This window comes from Bradyrhizobium sp. AUGA SZCCT0431 (assembly GCF_018131065.1).
Classification (GTDB): Bacteria; Pseudomonadota; Alphaproteobacteria; order Rhizobiales; family Xanthobacteraceae; genus Bradyrhizobium.
In genome coordinates, this window is record NZ_JAFCLR010000041.1 from 1 (window position 1) to 16,761 (window position 16,761).

The 16,761-nt window shown below is 63.3% G+C and carries 13 protein-coding genes; 6 read left to right on the forward strand and 7 right to left on the reverse strand.

Annotated features, from left to right (window positions below):
• The first annotated feature begins 456 nt into the window (after positions 1-456).
• The 5 genes from JQ567_RS30180 to JQ567_RS30200 all read left to right on the forward strand — a co-directional run bounded on the left by JQ567_RS30180 (position 457) and on the right by JQ567_RS30200 (position 5,909).
• On the forward strand, positions 457-1,257 hold the full coding sequence (locus JQ567_RS30180) for a crotonase/enoyl-CoA hydratase family protein (protein WP_212442200.1): 801 nt from the start codon (positions 457-459) through the stop codon (positions 1,255-1,257).
• Between the two features lies 1 nt (position 1,258).
• Positions 1,259-3,151, forward strand: coding sequence for a feruloyl-CoA synthase (locus JQ567_RS30185; protein WP_212442201.1), 1,893 nt, complete (start codon positions 1,259-1,261; stop codon positions 3,149-3,151).
• A 46-nt stretch (positions 3,152-3,197) separates the two neighbouring features.
• Positions 3,198-3,959: an SDR family NAD(P)-dependent oxidoreductase gene (locus JQ567_RS30190; RefSeq protein ID WP_212442202.1), complete on the forward strand. Its 762-nt coding sequence runs from the start codon at positions 3,198-3,200 to the stop codon at positions 3,957-3,959.
• A gap of 264 nt (positions 3,960-4,223) precedes the next feature.
• Positions 4,224-4,643, forward strand: coding sequence for a thioesterase family protein (locus JQ567_RS30195; protein ID WP_212442203.1), 420 nt, complete (start codon positions 4,224-4,226; stop codon positions 4,641-4,643).
• Between the two features lie 114 nt (positions 4,644-4,757).
• On the forward strand, positions 4,758-5,909 hold the full coding sequence (locus JQ567_RS30200; RefSeq protein WP_212442204.1) for an ABC transporter substrate-binding protein: 1,152 nt from the start codon (positions 4,758-4,760) through the stop codon (positions 5,907-5,909).
• 95 nt (positions 5,910-6,004) lie between these two features.
• On the opposite strand, the gene JQ567_RS30205 is transcribed toward JQ567_RS30200, so the two are convergent.
• The 3 genes from JQ567_RS30205 to JQ567_RS30215 are packed head-to-tail and all read right to left on the reverse strand — an operon-like array spanning position 6,005 to position 9,548.
• The gene (locus JQ567_RS30205; protein WP_212442205.1) at positions 6,005-6,736 is read right to left on the reverse strand and encodes an ABC transporter ATP-binding protein; all 732 of its coding nucleotides are present in this window, start codon (positions 6,734-6,736) and stop codon (positions 6,005-6,007) included.
• Positions 6,733-8,502, reverse strand: coding sequence for an ABC transporter permease subunit (locus JQ567_RS30210; RefSeq protein ID WP_212442206.1), 1,770 nt, complete (start codon positions 8,500-8,502; stop codon positions 6,733-6,735). The genes JQ567_RS30205 and JQ567_RS30210 overlap by 4 nt, the downstream gene beginning before the upstream one ends.
• Positions 8,503-8,507: 5 nt before the next feature.
• Complete coding sequence (locus JQ567_RS30215; protein WP_212442207.1) at positions 8,508-9,548, reverse strand: branched-chain amino acid ABC transporter permease; 1,041 nt, start codon at positions 9,546-9,548, stop codon at positions 8,508-8,510.
• Between the two features lie 176 nt (positions 9,549-9,724).
• On the opposite strand from JQ567_RS30215, the gene JQ567_RS30220 reads away from it, so the two are divergent.
• Complete coding sequence (locus JQ567_RS30220; RefSeq protein ID WP_212442208.1) at positions 9,725-10,243, forward strand: MarR family winged helix-turn-helix transcriptional regulator; 519 nt, start codon at positions 9,725-9,727, stop codon at positions 10,241-10,243.
• A 133-nt stretch (positions 10,244-10,376) separates the two neighbouring features.
• Here the strand turns inward: JQ567_RS30220 and JQ567_RS30225 are convergent, their stop codons facing one another.
• The 4 genes from JQ567_RS30225 to JQ567_RS30240 all read right to left on the reverse strand — a co-directional run bounded on the left by JQ567_RS30225 (position 10,377) and on the right by JQ567_RS30240 (position 16,752).
• Positions 10,377-12,518, reverse strand: a complete 2,142-nt coding sequence (locus tag JQ567_RS30225; protein WP_212442209.1) for an EAL domain-containing protein — start codon at positions 12,516-12,518, stop codon at positions 10,377-10,379.
• 182 nt (positions 12,519-12,700) lie between these two features.
• The gene (locus tag JQ567_RS30230) at positions 12,701-13,984 is read right to left on the reverse strand and encodes a glycerate kinase (RefSeq protein WP_212442210.1); all 1,284 of its coding nucleotides are present in this window, start codon (positions 13,982-13,984) and stop codon (positions 12,701-12,703) included.
• A gap of 131 nt (positions 13,985-14,115) precedes the next feature.
• Positions 14,116-15,345: an ABC transporter substrate-binding protein gene (locus JQ567_RS30235; RefSeq protein ID WP_212442211.1), complete on the reverse strand. Its 1,230-nt coding sequence runs from the start codon at positions 15,343-15,345 to the stop codon at positions 14,116-14,118.
• Positions 15,346-15,522: 177 nt separating this feature from the next.
• A complete protein-coding gene (locus tag JQ567_RS30240; protein ID WP_212442212.1) occupies positions 15,523-16,752 on the reverse strand; it encodes an ABC transporter substrate-binding protein in 1,230 nt (409 codons plus the stop codon).
• Between the last annotated feature and the right edge of the window lie 9 nt (positions 16,753-16,761).

Sequence of the window (16,761 nt, forward strand, 5' to 3'; positions counted from 1 at the left end):
AGAAAGCCCGTTCACCAGGGAGAGCACGATATAAGCCGTAAAGCCATTGCGCAGGGAAGGCCGGGTGTTCTCCGCTGGACCTGTATGCTCGTGTGCGCATTTTTCTGTGCAAATTGCACACGGGACCGCGGGTGCAGCGCGCACCCGGTCTTCCCTGCGCCCTTTGTTGAGGAGGGCGGGAAGTTCAACAGCAAGCCTCGGGCGCAATGCGTCGCGAGAACGCGAAACTGCGTTTGGATGATGGTGGCACAACAAACACCGCTGTCGTCCCGGCCTTGAGCCGGGACCCATACGCCGCGGCCTTGCGGTTTAGCGCCGGCCGGCAGTGAGCACCCGTAACCACGAAAGCCGGTGGCTATGGGTCCCGGCTCAAGGCCGGGACGACAAAAGCGAGAGGATTGACTCCCTCGCCAATAGTTATAAAATATAACTATTCTGGACGGGAAACAATAATCCATGGGAAACGCCGCTTCCGCAACCGCTGACCAGGCCGGATTGCTCACCATCGAGAAATCAGGCGCGGTGCTGACCGTGGGCCTCAACCGCCCCGCCAAGCGCAATGCGCTGAACGACGGCATCATCCTCGCGATCCAGGATTGCTTCGCCAATCTTCCTGAAGGGACCGGCGCCGTTGTCATCCATGGCATCGGCGACCACTTCTCCTCCGGCCTCGATTTGTCTGAGTTGACCGAGCACGATGCGACCGAAGGCCTGCGGCACTCGCAGATGTGGCATCGGGTGTTCGACCGCATTCAGTACAGCCGTGTGCCCGTGATCGCGGCGCTCAAGGGCGCGGTGATCGGCGGCGGGCTGGAGCTTGCCTGCGCCGCGCATATCCGTGTTGCCGAGCCATCAGCCTATTTCGCGTTGCCCGAGGGCCAGCGCGGCATCTTCGTCGGCGGTGGCGGCTCGGTGCGGCTGCCGCGGCTGATCGGGGTGGCGCGGATGACCGACATGATGCTGACGGGGCGGGTCTATTCCGCAACCGAAGGCGCCGCCTATGGCTTCTCGCAATATCTCACCGAGGCCGGCGGCGCGCTGCCGAAGGCGCTGGAGCTCGCCGAACGCGTCGCGGCCAACGCGCCGCTGACCAATTTTGCGGTGCTGCAGGCGCTGCCGATGATCGCGGAAGCCAATCCGCAGGCCGGCCTCCTGATGGAGTCGCTGATGGCCACGGTGGCGCAGAGCGACAAAGAGGCAAAACGCCGGATCCGCGAGTTTCTCGATCGCAAGACCGCCAAAGTGAAACCGACCTGACATGAGCGCCAAGCCCAACATGTCCCCGATTGAAAGCGCCGGTCGCAGCGGCAGCGCCCATCCGCTCCGCGCGATCTCGTTCGGCAATCCCGACGTCACGGTCGATCGCCGCGATGACGGCACCATCTATCTGCGGCCGAAGCTTAAACTGCGCGACTATCCCGTCCGCATCACCGATCGCCTGCATCATTGGGCGCGGGAAGCGCCCGAACGCGTCTTCATGGCGGAACGGGATGCAAGCGGCGGCTGGCGGAAAATCACCTATGCGCAACTCCTGACCACGACGCGGCGCATCGCCTCGGCGCTGCTGGCGCGCGGGCTTTCGGCGGAAAAGCCGATCGTGATCCTGTCAGGCAATTCGATCGACCATGCGCTGCTGGCGTTCGGCGCGCTCTATGCCGGCATTCCCTTCTGCCCGGTGTCGCCGGCCTATTCGCTGGTGTCGCGCGATTACGGCAAGCTTGCCTTCCTGATGAAGCTGTTGACGCCCGGCCTCGTCTTCGCCGACGACGCCACCAAATTCGCCGATGCGCTTGCCACCAACGTCTCATTGGGGACGGAGATCGCAGCAACACGCGGCGAGGTGCCCGGCCGCGACGTGACGCTGCTGTCGGACCTGCTGGCGACGCCGGAGCATTGGCGCCTCGATGCGGCCCACGATGCCATCGGCCCCGACACCATCGCCAAGTTCCTGCTGACGTCAGGCTCCACCGGCAATCCCAAGGCCGTCATCAACACCCAGCGGATGATCTGCGCCAACCAGGTGATGCTGCGCGAAACGCTGGCGTTCCTGATGGACGAGCCGCCCGTGATCATCGACTGGCTGCCGTGGAATCACACATTCGGCGGCAACCACAATATCGGGCTGACGCTGTTCAACGGCGGCTCGATGTATCTCGACGAAGGCAAGCCGATGCCCGGCGGCATCGAGGAGACCGTGCGCAATCTCCGGGAGATTTCGCCGACGGTCTATTTCAACGTCCCCAAAGGCTATGAATCGCTGCTGCCTTATCTGCGCGAAGATTCAGCGCTGCGCGCAAAATTCTTCGGACGGCTGCACGCGATGTTCTTCTCCGGTGCGGCGCTGTCGCCGTTCGTCTGGAACAGCCTCGACGAGCTCGCGGTGCAGGAGACCGGTTTTCGCATACCGATGCTGACCGGCCTCGGCGCCACGGAAACTTCGCCGTTCTTCATGTCGGTACGTCCCGACACCAGCCGCTCCGGCCATGTCGGCCTTCCCGTGCTCGGCAACGACGCAAAATTGCTGCCCAACAACGGCAAGCTGGAAGTCCGCGCCAAGGGTCCGAACGTCACGCCGGGGTACTGGCGTCAGCCCGAACTGACCGCTGCGGCATTCGACGAAGAAGGCTTTTACAAGTTCGGCGATGCGCTGAAGCCCGCAGATCCCGACAATTTCGACGCCGGCTTCGACTTTGATGGCCGCATCGCCGAGGACTTCAAGCTTGCCAGCGGCACCTGGGTCAGTGTCGGTCCCTTGAGGGCGCGCTTCGTCGCGGCCTGCGCGCCTTTGGTGCGCGACGTCGTGATTGCCGGCATCAACCGCGACGAATTATCGGCGCTGGTCATGCTCGATCTCGACGGCTGCCGTCTGATCAACCCGAAACTCCCTGCGAACGACCTCGCGGCAGCGGCGTCCGATCCGCTGATCCGCGCGGCGTTCCGCGAACGGTTTCAAAAGTTGCTGGCCGATGCCACGGGCTCGTCGACCCGGATCACGCGCGCGGTGCTGTTCGATGCGCCGCTGTCGATCGATCGGGGCGAAGTCACCGACAAGGGCTCCATCAACCAGCGCGCGGTGATCGAGCATCGCAGTGCCGTGATCGAGCAGATTTATTCACCGGCGCCACCGGCGCAGGTGATCACGCTGAAATGAATTCCAGAAACCCTACTTCGAGAAGATTCTACCAGGGAGAAACACAATGCAGTTGAAGGACCAGGCCGCCATCGTCACCGGTGGCGCATCCGGATTGGGCGCCGCCACCGCGCGCCGGCTTGCCGCGCAGGGCGCCAAGGTCGCGGTGTGCGACCTCAACGCCAAGCTCGCTGAAACCGTCGCCGCCGAAATCGGCGGCGTCGCTGTGGTCTGCGACGTCTCGGACGCCGTCTCGGCCGAAGCGGCGGTAGCCGCCGCCGCGAAGGCACATGGCCCGGCCCGCGTGCTGGTCAATTGCGCCGGCATCGGCGTTGCCAAGCGCGTGATCGGCAAGGAAGGCCCGATGGCGCTCACCGATTTCGACCGCGTGATCAAGGTCAATCTGATCGGCTCGTTCAACATGCTGCGGCTCGCGACATCAGGCATGTCGAAGCTGGAGCCGCTTGAAACCGGCGAGCGCGGCGTCGTGATCTCGACCGCCTCGGTCGCGGCCTATGACGGCCAGATCGGGCAATCAGCCTACTCGGCCTCCAAGGGCGGCATTGTCGCGATGACGCTGCCGATCGCGCGCGAGCTGGCGCAGTTCGGCATTCGCGTGCTGACCATCGCGCCCGGCCTGTTCCTCACGCCGCTGCTGGCGAATTTGCCGCAGGAGGCGCAGGACTCGCTCGCCGCCTCGATCCCGTTCCCGCGCCGGCTCGGCCAGGCCGATGAATTTGCCTCGCTGGCGCTGCACATGATCGACAACCCATATCTCAACGGCGAAGTGGTGCGGCTCGATGCCGCGCTCCGCATGGCCCCGCGCTAAGTATGGTCGGCAGGACTGCGCTTGGCTACTTCCCCTCTCCCCTTGTGGGAGAGGGTGGATCGAATGAGCGGAGCTCATTCGAGACGGGTGAGGGGTCTGTTTCCGCGGATAGAGACCCCTCATCCGCCTTCGCTCTCGCCATAGCCGATGCAGAGCATCGGCGTACTTAAGAACGGCGGCCAGAGGCCGCCTATGGGCCACCTTCTCCCACAAGGGGAGAAGGGAAGAAAACTTTCGTTGCGGCGACGTCGAGGTCTAACAACAATGTTCGTTAACAAGCGCGACGTGCAGATCCAGTGGGGCGATTGCGACCCCGCCAACATCGTCTACTACCCGCGCTATTTCGCGATGTTCGACGATTCGACCTCGATCATGTTCGAGGCGGCCGGTTTTTCGAAACAGGACATCATCCACAAATACGGCCTCGTCGGCATTCCCATGGTGGATACGCGGGCGAAATTCCACATCCCCTCGACCCATGGCGACTGGATCAGAATCGAAAGCCGGATCGAGAGCTTCAAGCGGTCCAGCTTCGAAGTGGTCCACAACGTGTTCAAGGGTGAGGCGCTGGCGATCGAGGCGTTCGAGACCCGCGTGCTGGTCGGCAAGCATCCGGACGATCCCGCGCGGCTGAAATCGGCTCCGATGCCGCCGGAGATCATCGAGCGGTTCACGCGGGGCTGAGGCATAGATGGCTGACTTGTTAGCTGACTTGGCGCGTTGCATGACCTAAAGAAGGGGCTGAATTGGCTACCAATTTTTGATCTAAAATTAGAACAATATCCAAGGGAGGAATGAATGAAGAGGTTTTATTTGTCCGCTGCCGTGATTGCGGCGTCGCTGGCGCTGCCGGCTGTGCCCGCGTTGGCGCAAGCCAATGAAATCGTCATCGGCATCACCATCGTCACCACCGGCCCGGCCGCGGCCCTTGGTATTCCCGAGCGCAATTCGCTCGACTTCGTGCCGAAGGAAATCGGCGGCGTGCCGCTGAAACTGATCGTGCTCGACGACGGCGGCGATCCGACCGCCGCCACCACCAACGCGCGGCGCTTCGTCACCGAATCCAAGGCCGACATCATCATGGGTTCCTCGACCACGCCGCCGACGATTGCCGTCTCCACCGTCGCCAACGAAGCCGGCATTCCGCATTTCGCGCTGGCGCCGCTGCCGATCAACGAGGCGCGCATGAAATGGTCGGTCGCGATGCCGCAGCCGATCCCGATCATGGGCAAGGTGCTGTACGAGCACATGAAGGCCCACGGCATCAAGACCGTCGGTTACATCGGCTACTCGGATTCCTACGGCGACCTCTGGTTCAATGATTTCAAGGCCCAGGCCGTTCCGATGGGCATAGCCATGGCGACTGAAGAGCGCTATGCCCGTACCGATACGTCGGTCACCGGCCAGGTGCTGAAGCTGCTCGCCGCCAATCCCGACGCGGTCCTCGTCGGCGGCTCCGGCACCGCCGCGGCCTTGCCGCAGGCCGCGCTGCGTGAGCGTGGCTACAAGGGCCTGATCTATCAGACCCACGGCGCCGCCAGCATGGACTTCATCCGCATCGCAGGTGCTGCGGCGGAAGGCGTGATCATGGCCTCGGGTCCGGTGATGTCGCCGGAAACCCAGCCGGACTCAGCGCTGACCAAGAAGCCCGGCCTGGCGCTCAACACCGCCTATGAAGCCAAGTACGGCGCCAACAGCCGCAGCCAGTTCGCCGGCCATTCCTACGACGCCTTTGAAGTTCTCAAGCGCGTCATTCCGCCTGCACTGAAGGCCGGCAAGCCCGGCACGCCGGAATTCCGTGAAGGCATCCGTCAGGCCCTGTTGACCGAACGCGACATCGCCGCCAGCCAGGGCGTCTACAACTTCACCGAAAAAGACCGCTACGGCCTCGATGACCGCTCGCGCATCATCCTGACCGTGAACAACGGAAAGTACGTTCCAGCGAAGTGAGGGATGTCGTAGGGTGGGCAAAGCGAAGCGTGCCCACCACTACCTCCACGAAGAATGGTGGGCACGGCGCAAGAGCGCCTTTGCCCACCCTACCTTCAGATCGCGCTCTCGCCTTCGTGCGTAAAGCCGAGATAGCTTGCGGCGACGCGCGCGTTGGTGGCGATGTCGCTGGCCGGGCCGCTCAGAACGAATTCGCCGAGCTCCATCACATAGGCGCGGTCGGCGATCCTGAGCGCGGCTTGCGCGTTCTGTTCGACCAGCAGCACCGAGACGCCGGCGGCGCGGAGTTCGCCGATGGTGCGGAAGATGTCGGCGACGATGATCGGCGCGAGGCCGAGGCTCGGCTCGTCCAGCATCAACAGTTTTGGGGCGCCCATCAGCGCGCGGCCCATCGCCAGCATCTGCTGCTCGCCGCCGGAGAGCGTGCCGGCGAGCTGCTTGCGCCGCTCCTTCAGCCGTGGAAACAGCGTGTAGACCCGCTCGAAGGATCTCGCCGCGGTGGCCTTGGGGATCCGGAACGCGCCGAGCTGCAGATTGTCCTCGACGTTCATGGTGCCGAACAATTCACGGTGCTCGGGCACGAGGCTCAGTCCAACAGCGACGCGGTCCTCGATGTCGAGCGGGGCCATGTCCGCGCCGGCGAAAGCCGCAAATCCCGTGAGCGGCAGGATGCCCATGATGGCGTTCAGCAGCGTGGTCTTGCCGGCGCCGTTGGCGCCGATGATGGTGACGATCTCGTTGTCGGCGACTTCGAGCGATACCGAGCGCACCGCCTCGACCTTGCCATAGGCGACATGCGCATCGCTCACCTTCAACAGCGCGCTCATGTGGTGGCTCCGAGATAGGCCTTGATCACGTCAGGATTGGTCTTGATATCAGCCGGCGTGCCCTCGGCGATCTTGGTGCCGAAGTCGAGCACCACGATCCGGTCGGCGAGGTCCATCACAAAACCCATGTCGTGCTCCACCAGCAGTACCGACATGCCGCCGTCACGCAATTGACGCAGCAATGCGGCGAGCCGCTGTTTCTCCATGTGGCGGAGGCCCGCGGCAGGCTCGTCGAGCAGCAGCAGCAGCGGATCGACGCACAACGCGCGCGCGATTTCGACGATGCGTTGCTGGCCGAGCGACAGGCTTCCCGCCAGCTGGTCGATCTGGTCGCCGAGGCCGACGCGCTCGATCTGGCGGGCGGCTTCCGCCAGTAATCTGGCTTCATCAGCGCGGTCGAGCCGGAACATGCTGGAGATCGCGCCGGCATGGCCGCGCAGATGCGCGCCGATCGCGACGTTCTCCAGCACGGTCATGTCGGGCACCAGCTTGACGTGCTGGAAGGTGCGGGCAACGCCGAGCTTGACGACTTCCTGCGGCGGCGCATTGTCGACCTTGGTGCCGAGCACCGAGATCGCGCCGCTGGTCGACGTCAAAACCCCCGTGATCAGGTTGAAGGTCGTGCTCTTGCCGGCGCCGTTGGGGCCGATCAGGGCAACGATCTCCCGTGCCGCGACGTCGAAGCTGACGTCGTTGACGGCGATGACGCCGCCGAATTGCTTGCGCGCCTTGTCGATATGCAGCAGCGCCGAAGATGTCGACGGCGTCCGCACCCGCGCGGGCAGCTCGAGCGAGGTGTCAGGGATCTTGCGGGCCGGCTTGAACGGCAGCTTCGACATCAGCCAGGGCCACACGCCGGTGGGCGCCAGCTGCAGCAGGACCACCAGCAGGATGCCGAACACGATGGTCTCGAGCTGGCTCTGGCCGCCGAAAATATACGGCAGATAGCTCTGCAGGATCTCCTTCAGGATCACCACGATGCCGGCGCCGAGCACCGCGCCCCAGACATAGCCGGCGCCACCGACGACGGCGATGAACAGATATTCGATGCCGGCCTGGGCGCCGAACGGCGTCGGGTTGGCGGCGCGCTGGAAGTGCGCATAGAGCCATCCGGAAAGCCCGGCCAGCACCGCCGCATAGATGAACACCAGAAGCTTGGCGCGCGGCGTCTGCACGCCGAACGCTTCGCCGGCGATATGCCCGCGCCGCAGCGCGCGGATAGCGCGGCCGGTGCGGGAATCCAGCAGGTTCATGGTCAGCAACGCCGAGAGCAGCACGGCGATCCAGATTGCGAAATAGATCGTGCCGGGATCGAGCATCCGGAAGCCGCCGATGCTCAGCGGCGGAATGCCGGAAATGCCGTCATTGCGGCCGAGGAATTCGAGCTTGCTGAACAGATAAAACAGCCCGATGCCCCAGGCGATGGTGCCGAGCGGCAGATAATGGCCGGACAGCCGCACCGTGACGATGCCGAGCAGGACCGCCGCGATGCCGCTGACCAGCAGCGAGAGCGGCAGCGTCAGCCACGGCGACACGCCATAGGCGGTGGTCAGCACCGCGGTGGTGTAGGCGCCGAAGCCGCAAAACGCCGCCTGGCCGAACGAGGTGAGGCCGCCGACGCCGGTCAGCAGCACGAGGCCCATCGCAACCAGCGCCGCGAGGCCGATATTGTCCAAGAGCACGATCCAGAACGGCGGTATGCCCGGGATGAACGGGATCATCGCCATGACGATGGCGAAGATGATGAGGGGAAGCCGTTGCGTCATCGCCGTCAGTCCTTCTCTTCCTCGACCGCGGGGGCTGCGAGGGAACGCAGCACCAGCACGGGAAGGATCAGCGTGAAGACGATGACCTCCTTGAAATTACTGGCGTAGAACGAGGAGAAGGCCTCGACGCTGCCGACCACCAGGGCGGCGACCGCCGTCAGCGGGTAGCTCACCAGCCCGCCGATGATGGCGGCGATGAAGCCTTTCAGGCCGATCAGGAAGCCGGTGTCGTAATAGAGCGTCGTGATCGGCACGATCAGGATTCCCGAAATCGCGCCGATCACGGAGGCGAGCAGGAAGGCGATCTGTCCCGACAGCGTGGTCCGGATGCCGACGAGGCGGGCGCCGAGGCGATTGACGGCGGTGGCGCGCAGCGCCTTGCCCATCAGCGTGAAGCCGAAGAACAGCCACAGCGCGATGATGAAGGCGATGGTCAGGCCGTAGACGGCGATGCTCTGGCCGGTGAAGCGCAGCGGCCCCACCGTGAACGCCGCATTCGACAGCGCTGGTCCGCGCAGGCCTTCGGCGCCGAAGAACACGAGGCCAAGGCCCTGCAGCGCGAGGTGGCAGCCGACCGAGGCGATCAGCAGCACCAGCACCGAGGTGTGCGCAAGTGGCTGAAAGGCGATGCGATAAAGAAACAGCCCGATCGCCGCGACGATCAGCAGCGACAACGCGATATTGACCGCAATCGGGGTTTTGGGACCGGCCAGCCCGTAGGTCAGCGCCAGGATCGCCACCGGCAGCACGATGTTGAGCAGCACCGAGCGCACCACCAGCTTGAAGCGGAGCGAGCGCCGTGCCGCATACAGATCGAGGCCGAAGGCGACGACGCCCATCGCGACCGCCAGCCGCGCCGTGCCCGGCACCTGACCGGTCGCCAGCATGGCGTAGCTCAGCGCGCCGAAGGTAACGAATTCGCCTTGCGGGATCAGGATCACGCGCGTGACGGCAAACACCAGCACCAGCGCAAGCCCGAGCAACGCATAGATCGCGCCATTGGTGATGCCGTCCTGCAGCAGGAACAGCATGATCGTCGTATTCAAGACTGGCGCTCCCCCTCACGCGTCGCGCCGGTCTCGGCCCTTAAGGGCTAGCCGGCGGTTCGATATCGGCAGTTGAATGAGGCCGACATTTGATATAGTCTATAACAATTATCAAACATAACCTCAAGGCCCGGACCACAGGCGGACCTTTTTATCGGGATTGCGAGCCCCCTGCGATGACAGTTTCCAAGGCGGCCACTGACGCCGTCAAGCCTTCCCGCGCAGGCGGCAAGGAGGCGGTCGACGGCGCTGCGGAGAATGCCGCCCTGCAAATGGGCGAATTGTCCGACCTGCTCGGCTATTCGCTGAAGCGCGCGCAGCTGAGGGTGTTCGAGGACTTCCTGCGCTGCGTCGCGCCGCTGCAGCTGACGCCGGCGCAGTTTTCGGTGCTGCTGCTGCTCGACAAGAATCCCGGCCGCAACCAGACCGAGATCGCCAATACGCTCGGCATCCTCCGGCCGAATTTCGTGGCGATGCTCGACGCGCTGGAAAGCCGCGATCTCTGCACGCGGATGCGTTCGACCAACGACCGCCGTTCCCACATCCTGATGCTGACCGACAAGGGCCGCGCGGTGCTGGCGCGCGCCAAGAAGCTCGTCGCCACCAAGCATGAAGCCCGCCTCAACGAAGTGCTGGGGCCGGCCAATCGCGTCGCGCTGCTCGATATGCTGTCGAAGATCGCGGCCGAGTTTTAGTCAGGCCGTCATTCCGGGGCGCGCGAAGCGCGAACCTCAGATGTGCAATTGCACATCGGGGAATCCAGAGGTTGTGGCGCGAGATTCCGGGTTCATCGCTGCGCGATGCCCGGGAATGACAAACGACAATTAATCACGCCGCGACGATACGGCCGGCAGTTGCCTTCGTCCCATTCCCCTTCAGGAACAGCCGCTCGATCTCGCGGGCGGGAAGCGGCTTGCTGAACAGGAAGCCCTGCATCTCCGTGCATCCTTCGGACGCGATGCTGTCGAGCTGTTCCTTGGTCTCGACGCCTTCGGCGGTGGCCGTCATGCCCATGCCATTGGCGAGCGCTGCGACCGCCCGCACGATGTTGAGCGAGCCCGAATTCTCGGTGATGTCCTTGACGAAGGAGCGATCAATCTTGATCTTGTCGAACGGAAAACTCTGCAAATAGGTCAGCGAGGAATAGCCGGTGCCGAAATCGTCCATCGCGATCCGGATGCCGAGCTCGCGCAACTGATGCAGCACGGCGAGTGTCGCTTCCTTGTTGTGCAGCAGCACGGTCTCGGTGATTTCGATCTCCAGCCGGGCCGGGTCCAATCCCGAGGCGGTAAGCGCGCCCGTTATCACCTGCATCAGGCCGGGGTTGCGAAACTGCGCCGCCGAAATGTTGACGGCGATGTGGAGGTTGCCGGGCCATTGCGCCGCGGTAGCGCAGGCCTGGCAGATGACCCATTCGCCCATCGGGACGATGAATCCGATCTCCTCCGCCAGCGGGATGAACGCGGCCGGCGAAATCATGCCCTTGGTTGGATGATTCCAGCGGATCAGGGCCTCAAATCCGCTGATCTCGTTGCTCGCCAGATTGACGACGGGCTGATAGTGCAGCTCGAACTCGCCCGCAGGCAGCGCCTTGCGCAAATCCTGTTCCATGACGCGGCGCGTCTGCATCTGCAGATCCATCACCGGCTCAAAGAAGCGAAACGTGCCGCGTCCGTCCCCCTTGGCGCGGTACAGCGCGAGGTCTGCACTCCGCAATAGCTTGTCGGGGCTATTGCCGTCACCGGGTCCGACCGAGATGCCGATGCTGGCTCCGATCACGGCCTGGTGACCTTCAAGGTCGTAGGGTTCGCTCAAAAGGCCGATGACGCGCTGCGCCAGCGACGTTGCGTCGGCCGGGTCCGCGATCGGGGCCTGCACGATGACGAATTCATCGCCGCCCATTCGCGCGATGGTGTCGGTGTCGCGAACCAGCCCACACAGGCGCTCGGCGACGATCTTCAGAAGCTTGTCGCCGGCGTGATGGCCAAACGTGTCGTTCACGGCCTTGAACTGATCAAGATCGAGGTGATGAACCGCGACCGCTTCCCCGCGGCTCAGGGCGTGTTCGAGCCGTTCGTTGAGCAGCACCCGGTTGGCGAGCTCGGTGAGCGAATCATGGTGGGCCATGTATTCGATCTTGACCTCGGATTGCCGCTGCTCGGTGATGTCCTCGTGCGTGGCGACCCAGCCGCCGCCGGGCATCGGCCGATGGCGGATCTTGAAGGTGCGGCCGTTCCGCAGTTCGACGATGCTGTCTTTGGCTTCGTTGGAAACCGCCACGTTGGTACGCCAGTGCAGATATTCATCCCGGGTCATCGCGGGGAAGCTGCCGGCTTCAAAGCGGAGATCGACGATGTCAGTCAGCGGCGTGCCGGGGCCGACGCGGCCGAACGGGATGTCGTACATCTCGACAAAACGGTCGTTGCACACGATCAGGCGGTGGTCTGAATCGAAGAAGCACAGCCCCTGCGACATGTTGTTGATCGCGGTGTCGAACTGGAAGTTGCGTATCCGCAGCGCCTCTTCCTGCTGCCTTCCCAGATCGTATTGTGTCTTCAGGCGGGCATGGAGTTCTTCGCGCTCGGTGATGTCCTCGTGGGTCGCCATCCCGCCGCCGCCGGGCATCGGGTAGACCGTGTAGGCGATGATCCGCCCGTCGGTGAACTCCTGGAACGTGGTGTCGAGCGCGATGTTCTGTCCGACGCGGGCGCGAACGTAATCATCCGGCGCCACCGCCACCTTCAGGCCGAGCTTCAGCCGGTGCCGGATCAGTTCGCTGGTCGGCGTGCCCGGCTTCACCTGTTCCGGCGAAAGCCCGTACATCTCCGCGTAACGTCTGTTGCAGAAGACGACTTCCCGCTTCTCATCGAAGACGACAATGCCGAGCGACAGGTGATTGATCGCCTGTTCGAGCCGTTCGCTCAAATGAGCTGGCTCGGAACCGGTCGCCCCCGCAACAGAATCCACCATTTCGCATTCCCCTGCCGCGATTTGCGGCACCCCGGCAATAAGGAGGGTCCTATTAAGGACCAGGCTGGTGAATTGCAGCTTTGAGAGGCGGCAATTGCTTGCGGGTTCCTGCGAATGTCCTCAACAAAACGTTAATGCCGTCGGCCTGGGCGGACATGAAATCGAAGGACCACGGCCCAAATTCAATCGACCAGGATCACCCTGACGTCGTTGACATTGGTGAGCGTCGGACCGGTCAGCAGCAGGTCGCCCGTTGCCACAAAGAAGGCGGTGGCGTCGTTATTGTCCAGATAGGCCCTCGGATCGAGGCCAAGCGATTTCATCTTCGCAAATGTGGTCTGGTCGATCACGGCCCCGGCGGGATCGGTCGCGCTGCCGGCGCCGCCGTCGGCACCGTCGGTATCGCCGGCCAGCGCGGAGATGCCGGGTGTCTGCTTAAGCAGGTCCGCCAGCGCCAGCGCATATTCCTGGTTGGGGCCGCCGCGGCCGTTGCCGCGCACGGTCACGGTGAGTTCGCCGCCCGACAGGATCGCGGTGCGCTTGCCCTCGCTGCGCGCTTTCAGCGCCAGTTGAACGTGAGCGGCCGCGACCTCGCGCGCCTCGCCTTCGAGGTCGGCGCCGAGACCGATGATGGCGTAGCCCGCATCCTGTGCGATCCTGATCGCCGCATCGAGCGAGGCCTTCGGCCGCGCGATCAGTTCGAACCGCGCGCGCGCGAACGCGGGGTCGCCGGGCTTGCAGCTCTCGTTCTTCGGGTCGTCCAGCGCACGCCGAACCGCATCGTCGACGGCGAGATTGTACTTCGCGACCAGCGCGCGGGCATCCGCCAGCGTGGTCGGATCCGGCACCGTCGGCCCAGACGCGATCGCGGAAGCGTCGTCGTGCGGCACGTCCGAGATCGCCAGCGTGACGATTTCGGCGGCGCGGTGGCCGGCGCGGGCCAGCCGGCCGCCCTTGATGCGCGACAAATGCTTGCGGACGATATTCATCTCGCCGATCGGCGCGCCGGAACGGAGCAGCGCGCGGTTCACCTGCTGCTTCTGCGCGAACGAAACGCCCTCGACCGGAGCGATCCAGTTCGCCGAGCCACCGCCCGACAGCAGCACCAGCAACAGGTCGTCGGCGGTTGCCTCGGCCGCGAGACGCAGCGTGTCGTCGGCGGCTTTCAGCCCGGCTTCGTCGGGCACGGGGTGGCCGGCTTCGACCACCCTGATCCGCCGCGTCGGCACGCCGTGGCCGTGCCGGGTGGTGGCAATGCCGGTGAGGCGCTCCGGGTCGAGCGCGAGCGTACCGAGATAGTGCCGCTCGGCGGACGCGGCCATGGCCGCGGCGCCCTTGCCGGCGGCGAGGCAGATCACCCGGCCTTTGGGGGCGGGAGGCAAATGCGCTGACAGCACCACATCGGGATGCGCGGCTGCGACGGCCGCATCGAAGATCGCACGCAGGAGGGGACGTCGGTCGGTCATCGGTTCACGGCAAGCCAGAGATCGCGAATGGAAGACCGGTTATCCATCCAATCGCCGCAAAAGAAAACCCCCGCGGGCGGGTCCGCGGGGGCGCTTGAGGCCGCAAATGGGCCGATCGGAATTCGGAATAGCTAGCCGCCGACGTCGCCGGAGAGGATTTCGCCGAAGCGTTCCCAGGTCTCGCCCTTGAACTTGATCAGTTGGACCTGCGAGATCGGCGCAAAGTCGGTGGGCGAGGTGTTGACCTTGATGCCCGGCAGCAAGCCTTCGAGTTCGAGGTTCTTGATGTTGGCCGCCTGCTTCATGACGTTCTCGCGCGTGAGATCGTCGCCGCAAGCCTTCAACACATGCACCAGACCCTGGGCGACGGTATAGCCGAAGATCACCGACGCATCGGCGCGGTTGGCTTCCGGATAATACTTGTCCAGGAACGCGTTCCAGGCCTTCATGCCGGCATCGTCCTTCCACTGCGCATCCGTCGGATCCTTCAGGTACTGCGACGAGATGATGTCCTGGGCGTTTTCCATGCCGGCCGGCTTGATGACGCTGCCGATCGAGGCCGAGACGTTGTTGAGGAAGTGCAGCGGCTTCCAGCCGATTTCGGCGTTCTTCTTGATCGCCTGCGCCGCGAATTTCGGCGTGGTGATGTTGATGAACACGTCGGCGCCGGTCGCCTTCATCTTGACGATGTGGGAATCGATCGTCGGTTCGGAGACTTCATAGCTCTCCTCGATGACGATCATCGATGCGGCCTTGGCGCCGAGCCCGTCCTTGAAGCCCTTCAGATAGTCCTTGCCGTAGTCGTCGTTCTGATACAGCACGGCGATCTTGGCGTTCGGCTTCTCCTTCAGGATGTACTTCGCATAGATCTGCGTTTCGCTCTGGTAGTTGGGCTGCCATCCCATGGTCCAGGGGAAGTTCTTCGGATCGTTCCACTTGGTGGCGCCGGTGGCGACGAACAGCTGCGGCACCTTCTTGGTGTTCAAATATTTCTGGATCGCCGAATTCGGCGGGGTGCCCAGCGGATTGAACACCAGCAGCACTTCGTCGCTTTCGACCAGCTTGCGGGCCTGCTCGACGGTCTTCGGCGGTGAGTAGGCATCGTCATAGCTGATGAAGTTGATCTTGCGGCCGTTGATGCCGCCTTCGGCATTGACCTTCTTGAAGTAGGCCTCTTCGGTCTTGCCGATCACGCCATAGGCGGAAGCAGGGCCGCTATAGGGCATGATGTTGCCGACCTTGATTTCAGTATCGGTGGCACCGCTGTCGTATTTTTTTTGAGCGAGCGCGCCGTTGCTCGTGGCTGCGAACGCAATGAACGCGGCCGAGGCAATGGCGAGTCTGCTGGTAGCAATAGGCATTCCGAGTCTCCCTTTTTGAGATTGTCTTTTTGTGCAAGCGTCACGCTCTGTTGTTGATTGCAGTTTGCGCATGACGTGACGGGATTGAATACGATTTAGCGGAAAGCATCAAGAAAAAGCCCCCGCGGCGATGCCGCAGGGGCTGCTCCTTTGGTAGTCAGGACCGTCTGGGCGTTATTAGCCGCCGACGTCGCCGCTGAGAACCTCGCCGAACAGCTCCCAGCCCTCGCCCTTGAACTTCATGAGCTGCAGTTGCGAGATCGGGGCGAAGTCGGTCGCCGAAGTATTGACCTTGATGCCCGGCAGAAAGCCGCCGAGCTGGAGGTCTTTGATGCTCGCTGCCTGCTTCATGACGTTCGCCCGTGTGAGGTCGTCGCCGCAGGCTTTCAGCACATGCACGAGGCCTTGGGCCACGGTGTAGCCGTACATCACCGACAAGTCGGCACGGTTGGCTTCGGGGTAGTATTTGTCCAGGAATTCGTTCCAGGCCTTCATCCCCGCATCGTTCTTCCATTGCGGATCGGTCGGATCCTTCAGATAATTCGATGAAATAATATCCTGCGCGTTTTCGAAGCCGGCAGGTTTGATGACGCTGCCAACCGAAGCCGAGACGTTGTTGAGGAAGTGCAGCGGCTTCCAGCCGATCTCCATGTTCTTCTTGATCGCCTGCGCCGCGAATTTCGGCGTCGTGATGTTCATGAACACGTCGGCGCCGCTCGCTTTGAGCTTGACGATGTGGGAGTCGATGGTCGGCTGCGAAACTTCGAAGCTCTCCTCCATGACGATCATCGACGCCGCCTTGGCGCCAAGTCCGTCCTTCAAACCTTTAAGGTAATCCTTGCCGTAATCGTCGTTCTGGTACAGCACGCCGATCTTGGCGTCCGGCTTGTGCTTCAGAATGTACTTTGCGTAGATGATGGTTTCGCTCTGGTAGTTGGGCTGCCAGCCCATGGTCCAGGGAAATTCCTTGGGGTCGTTCCACTTGGTGGCGCCGGTGGCGACGAACAGCTGCGGCACCTTCTTCTGGTTCATGTATTTCTGGATCGCCGAGTTCGGCGGCGTGCCGAGCGGATTGAACACGATCAGGACTTCGTCGCTCTCCACCAGCTTGCGCGCCTGCTCGACGGTTTTGGGCGGGCTGTAGTTGTCGTCATAGCTGATGAAGTTGATCTTGCGGCCGTTGATGCCGCCTTCGGCATTGATCTTCTTGAAGTAGGCTTCTTCGGTCTTGCCGATTACGCCGTAGGCGGAAGCCGGTCCGCTGTAGGGCATGATGTTGCCGATCTTGATTTCGGTATCGGATGCGCCGGTGTCGTATTTCTTTTGGGCAAGCGCGCCGCTGCTGGTGGCGGCGAGCAATGCGAGGGCGGCCGAAAAGGCCCCCAATCGCAAGTTGATAGCAGGCATGTTTTTCTC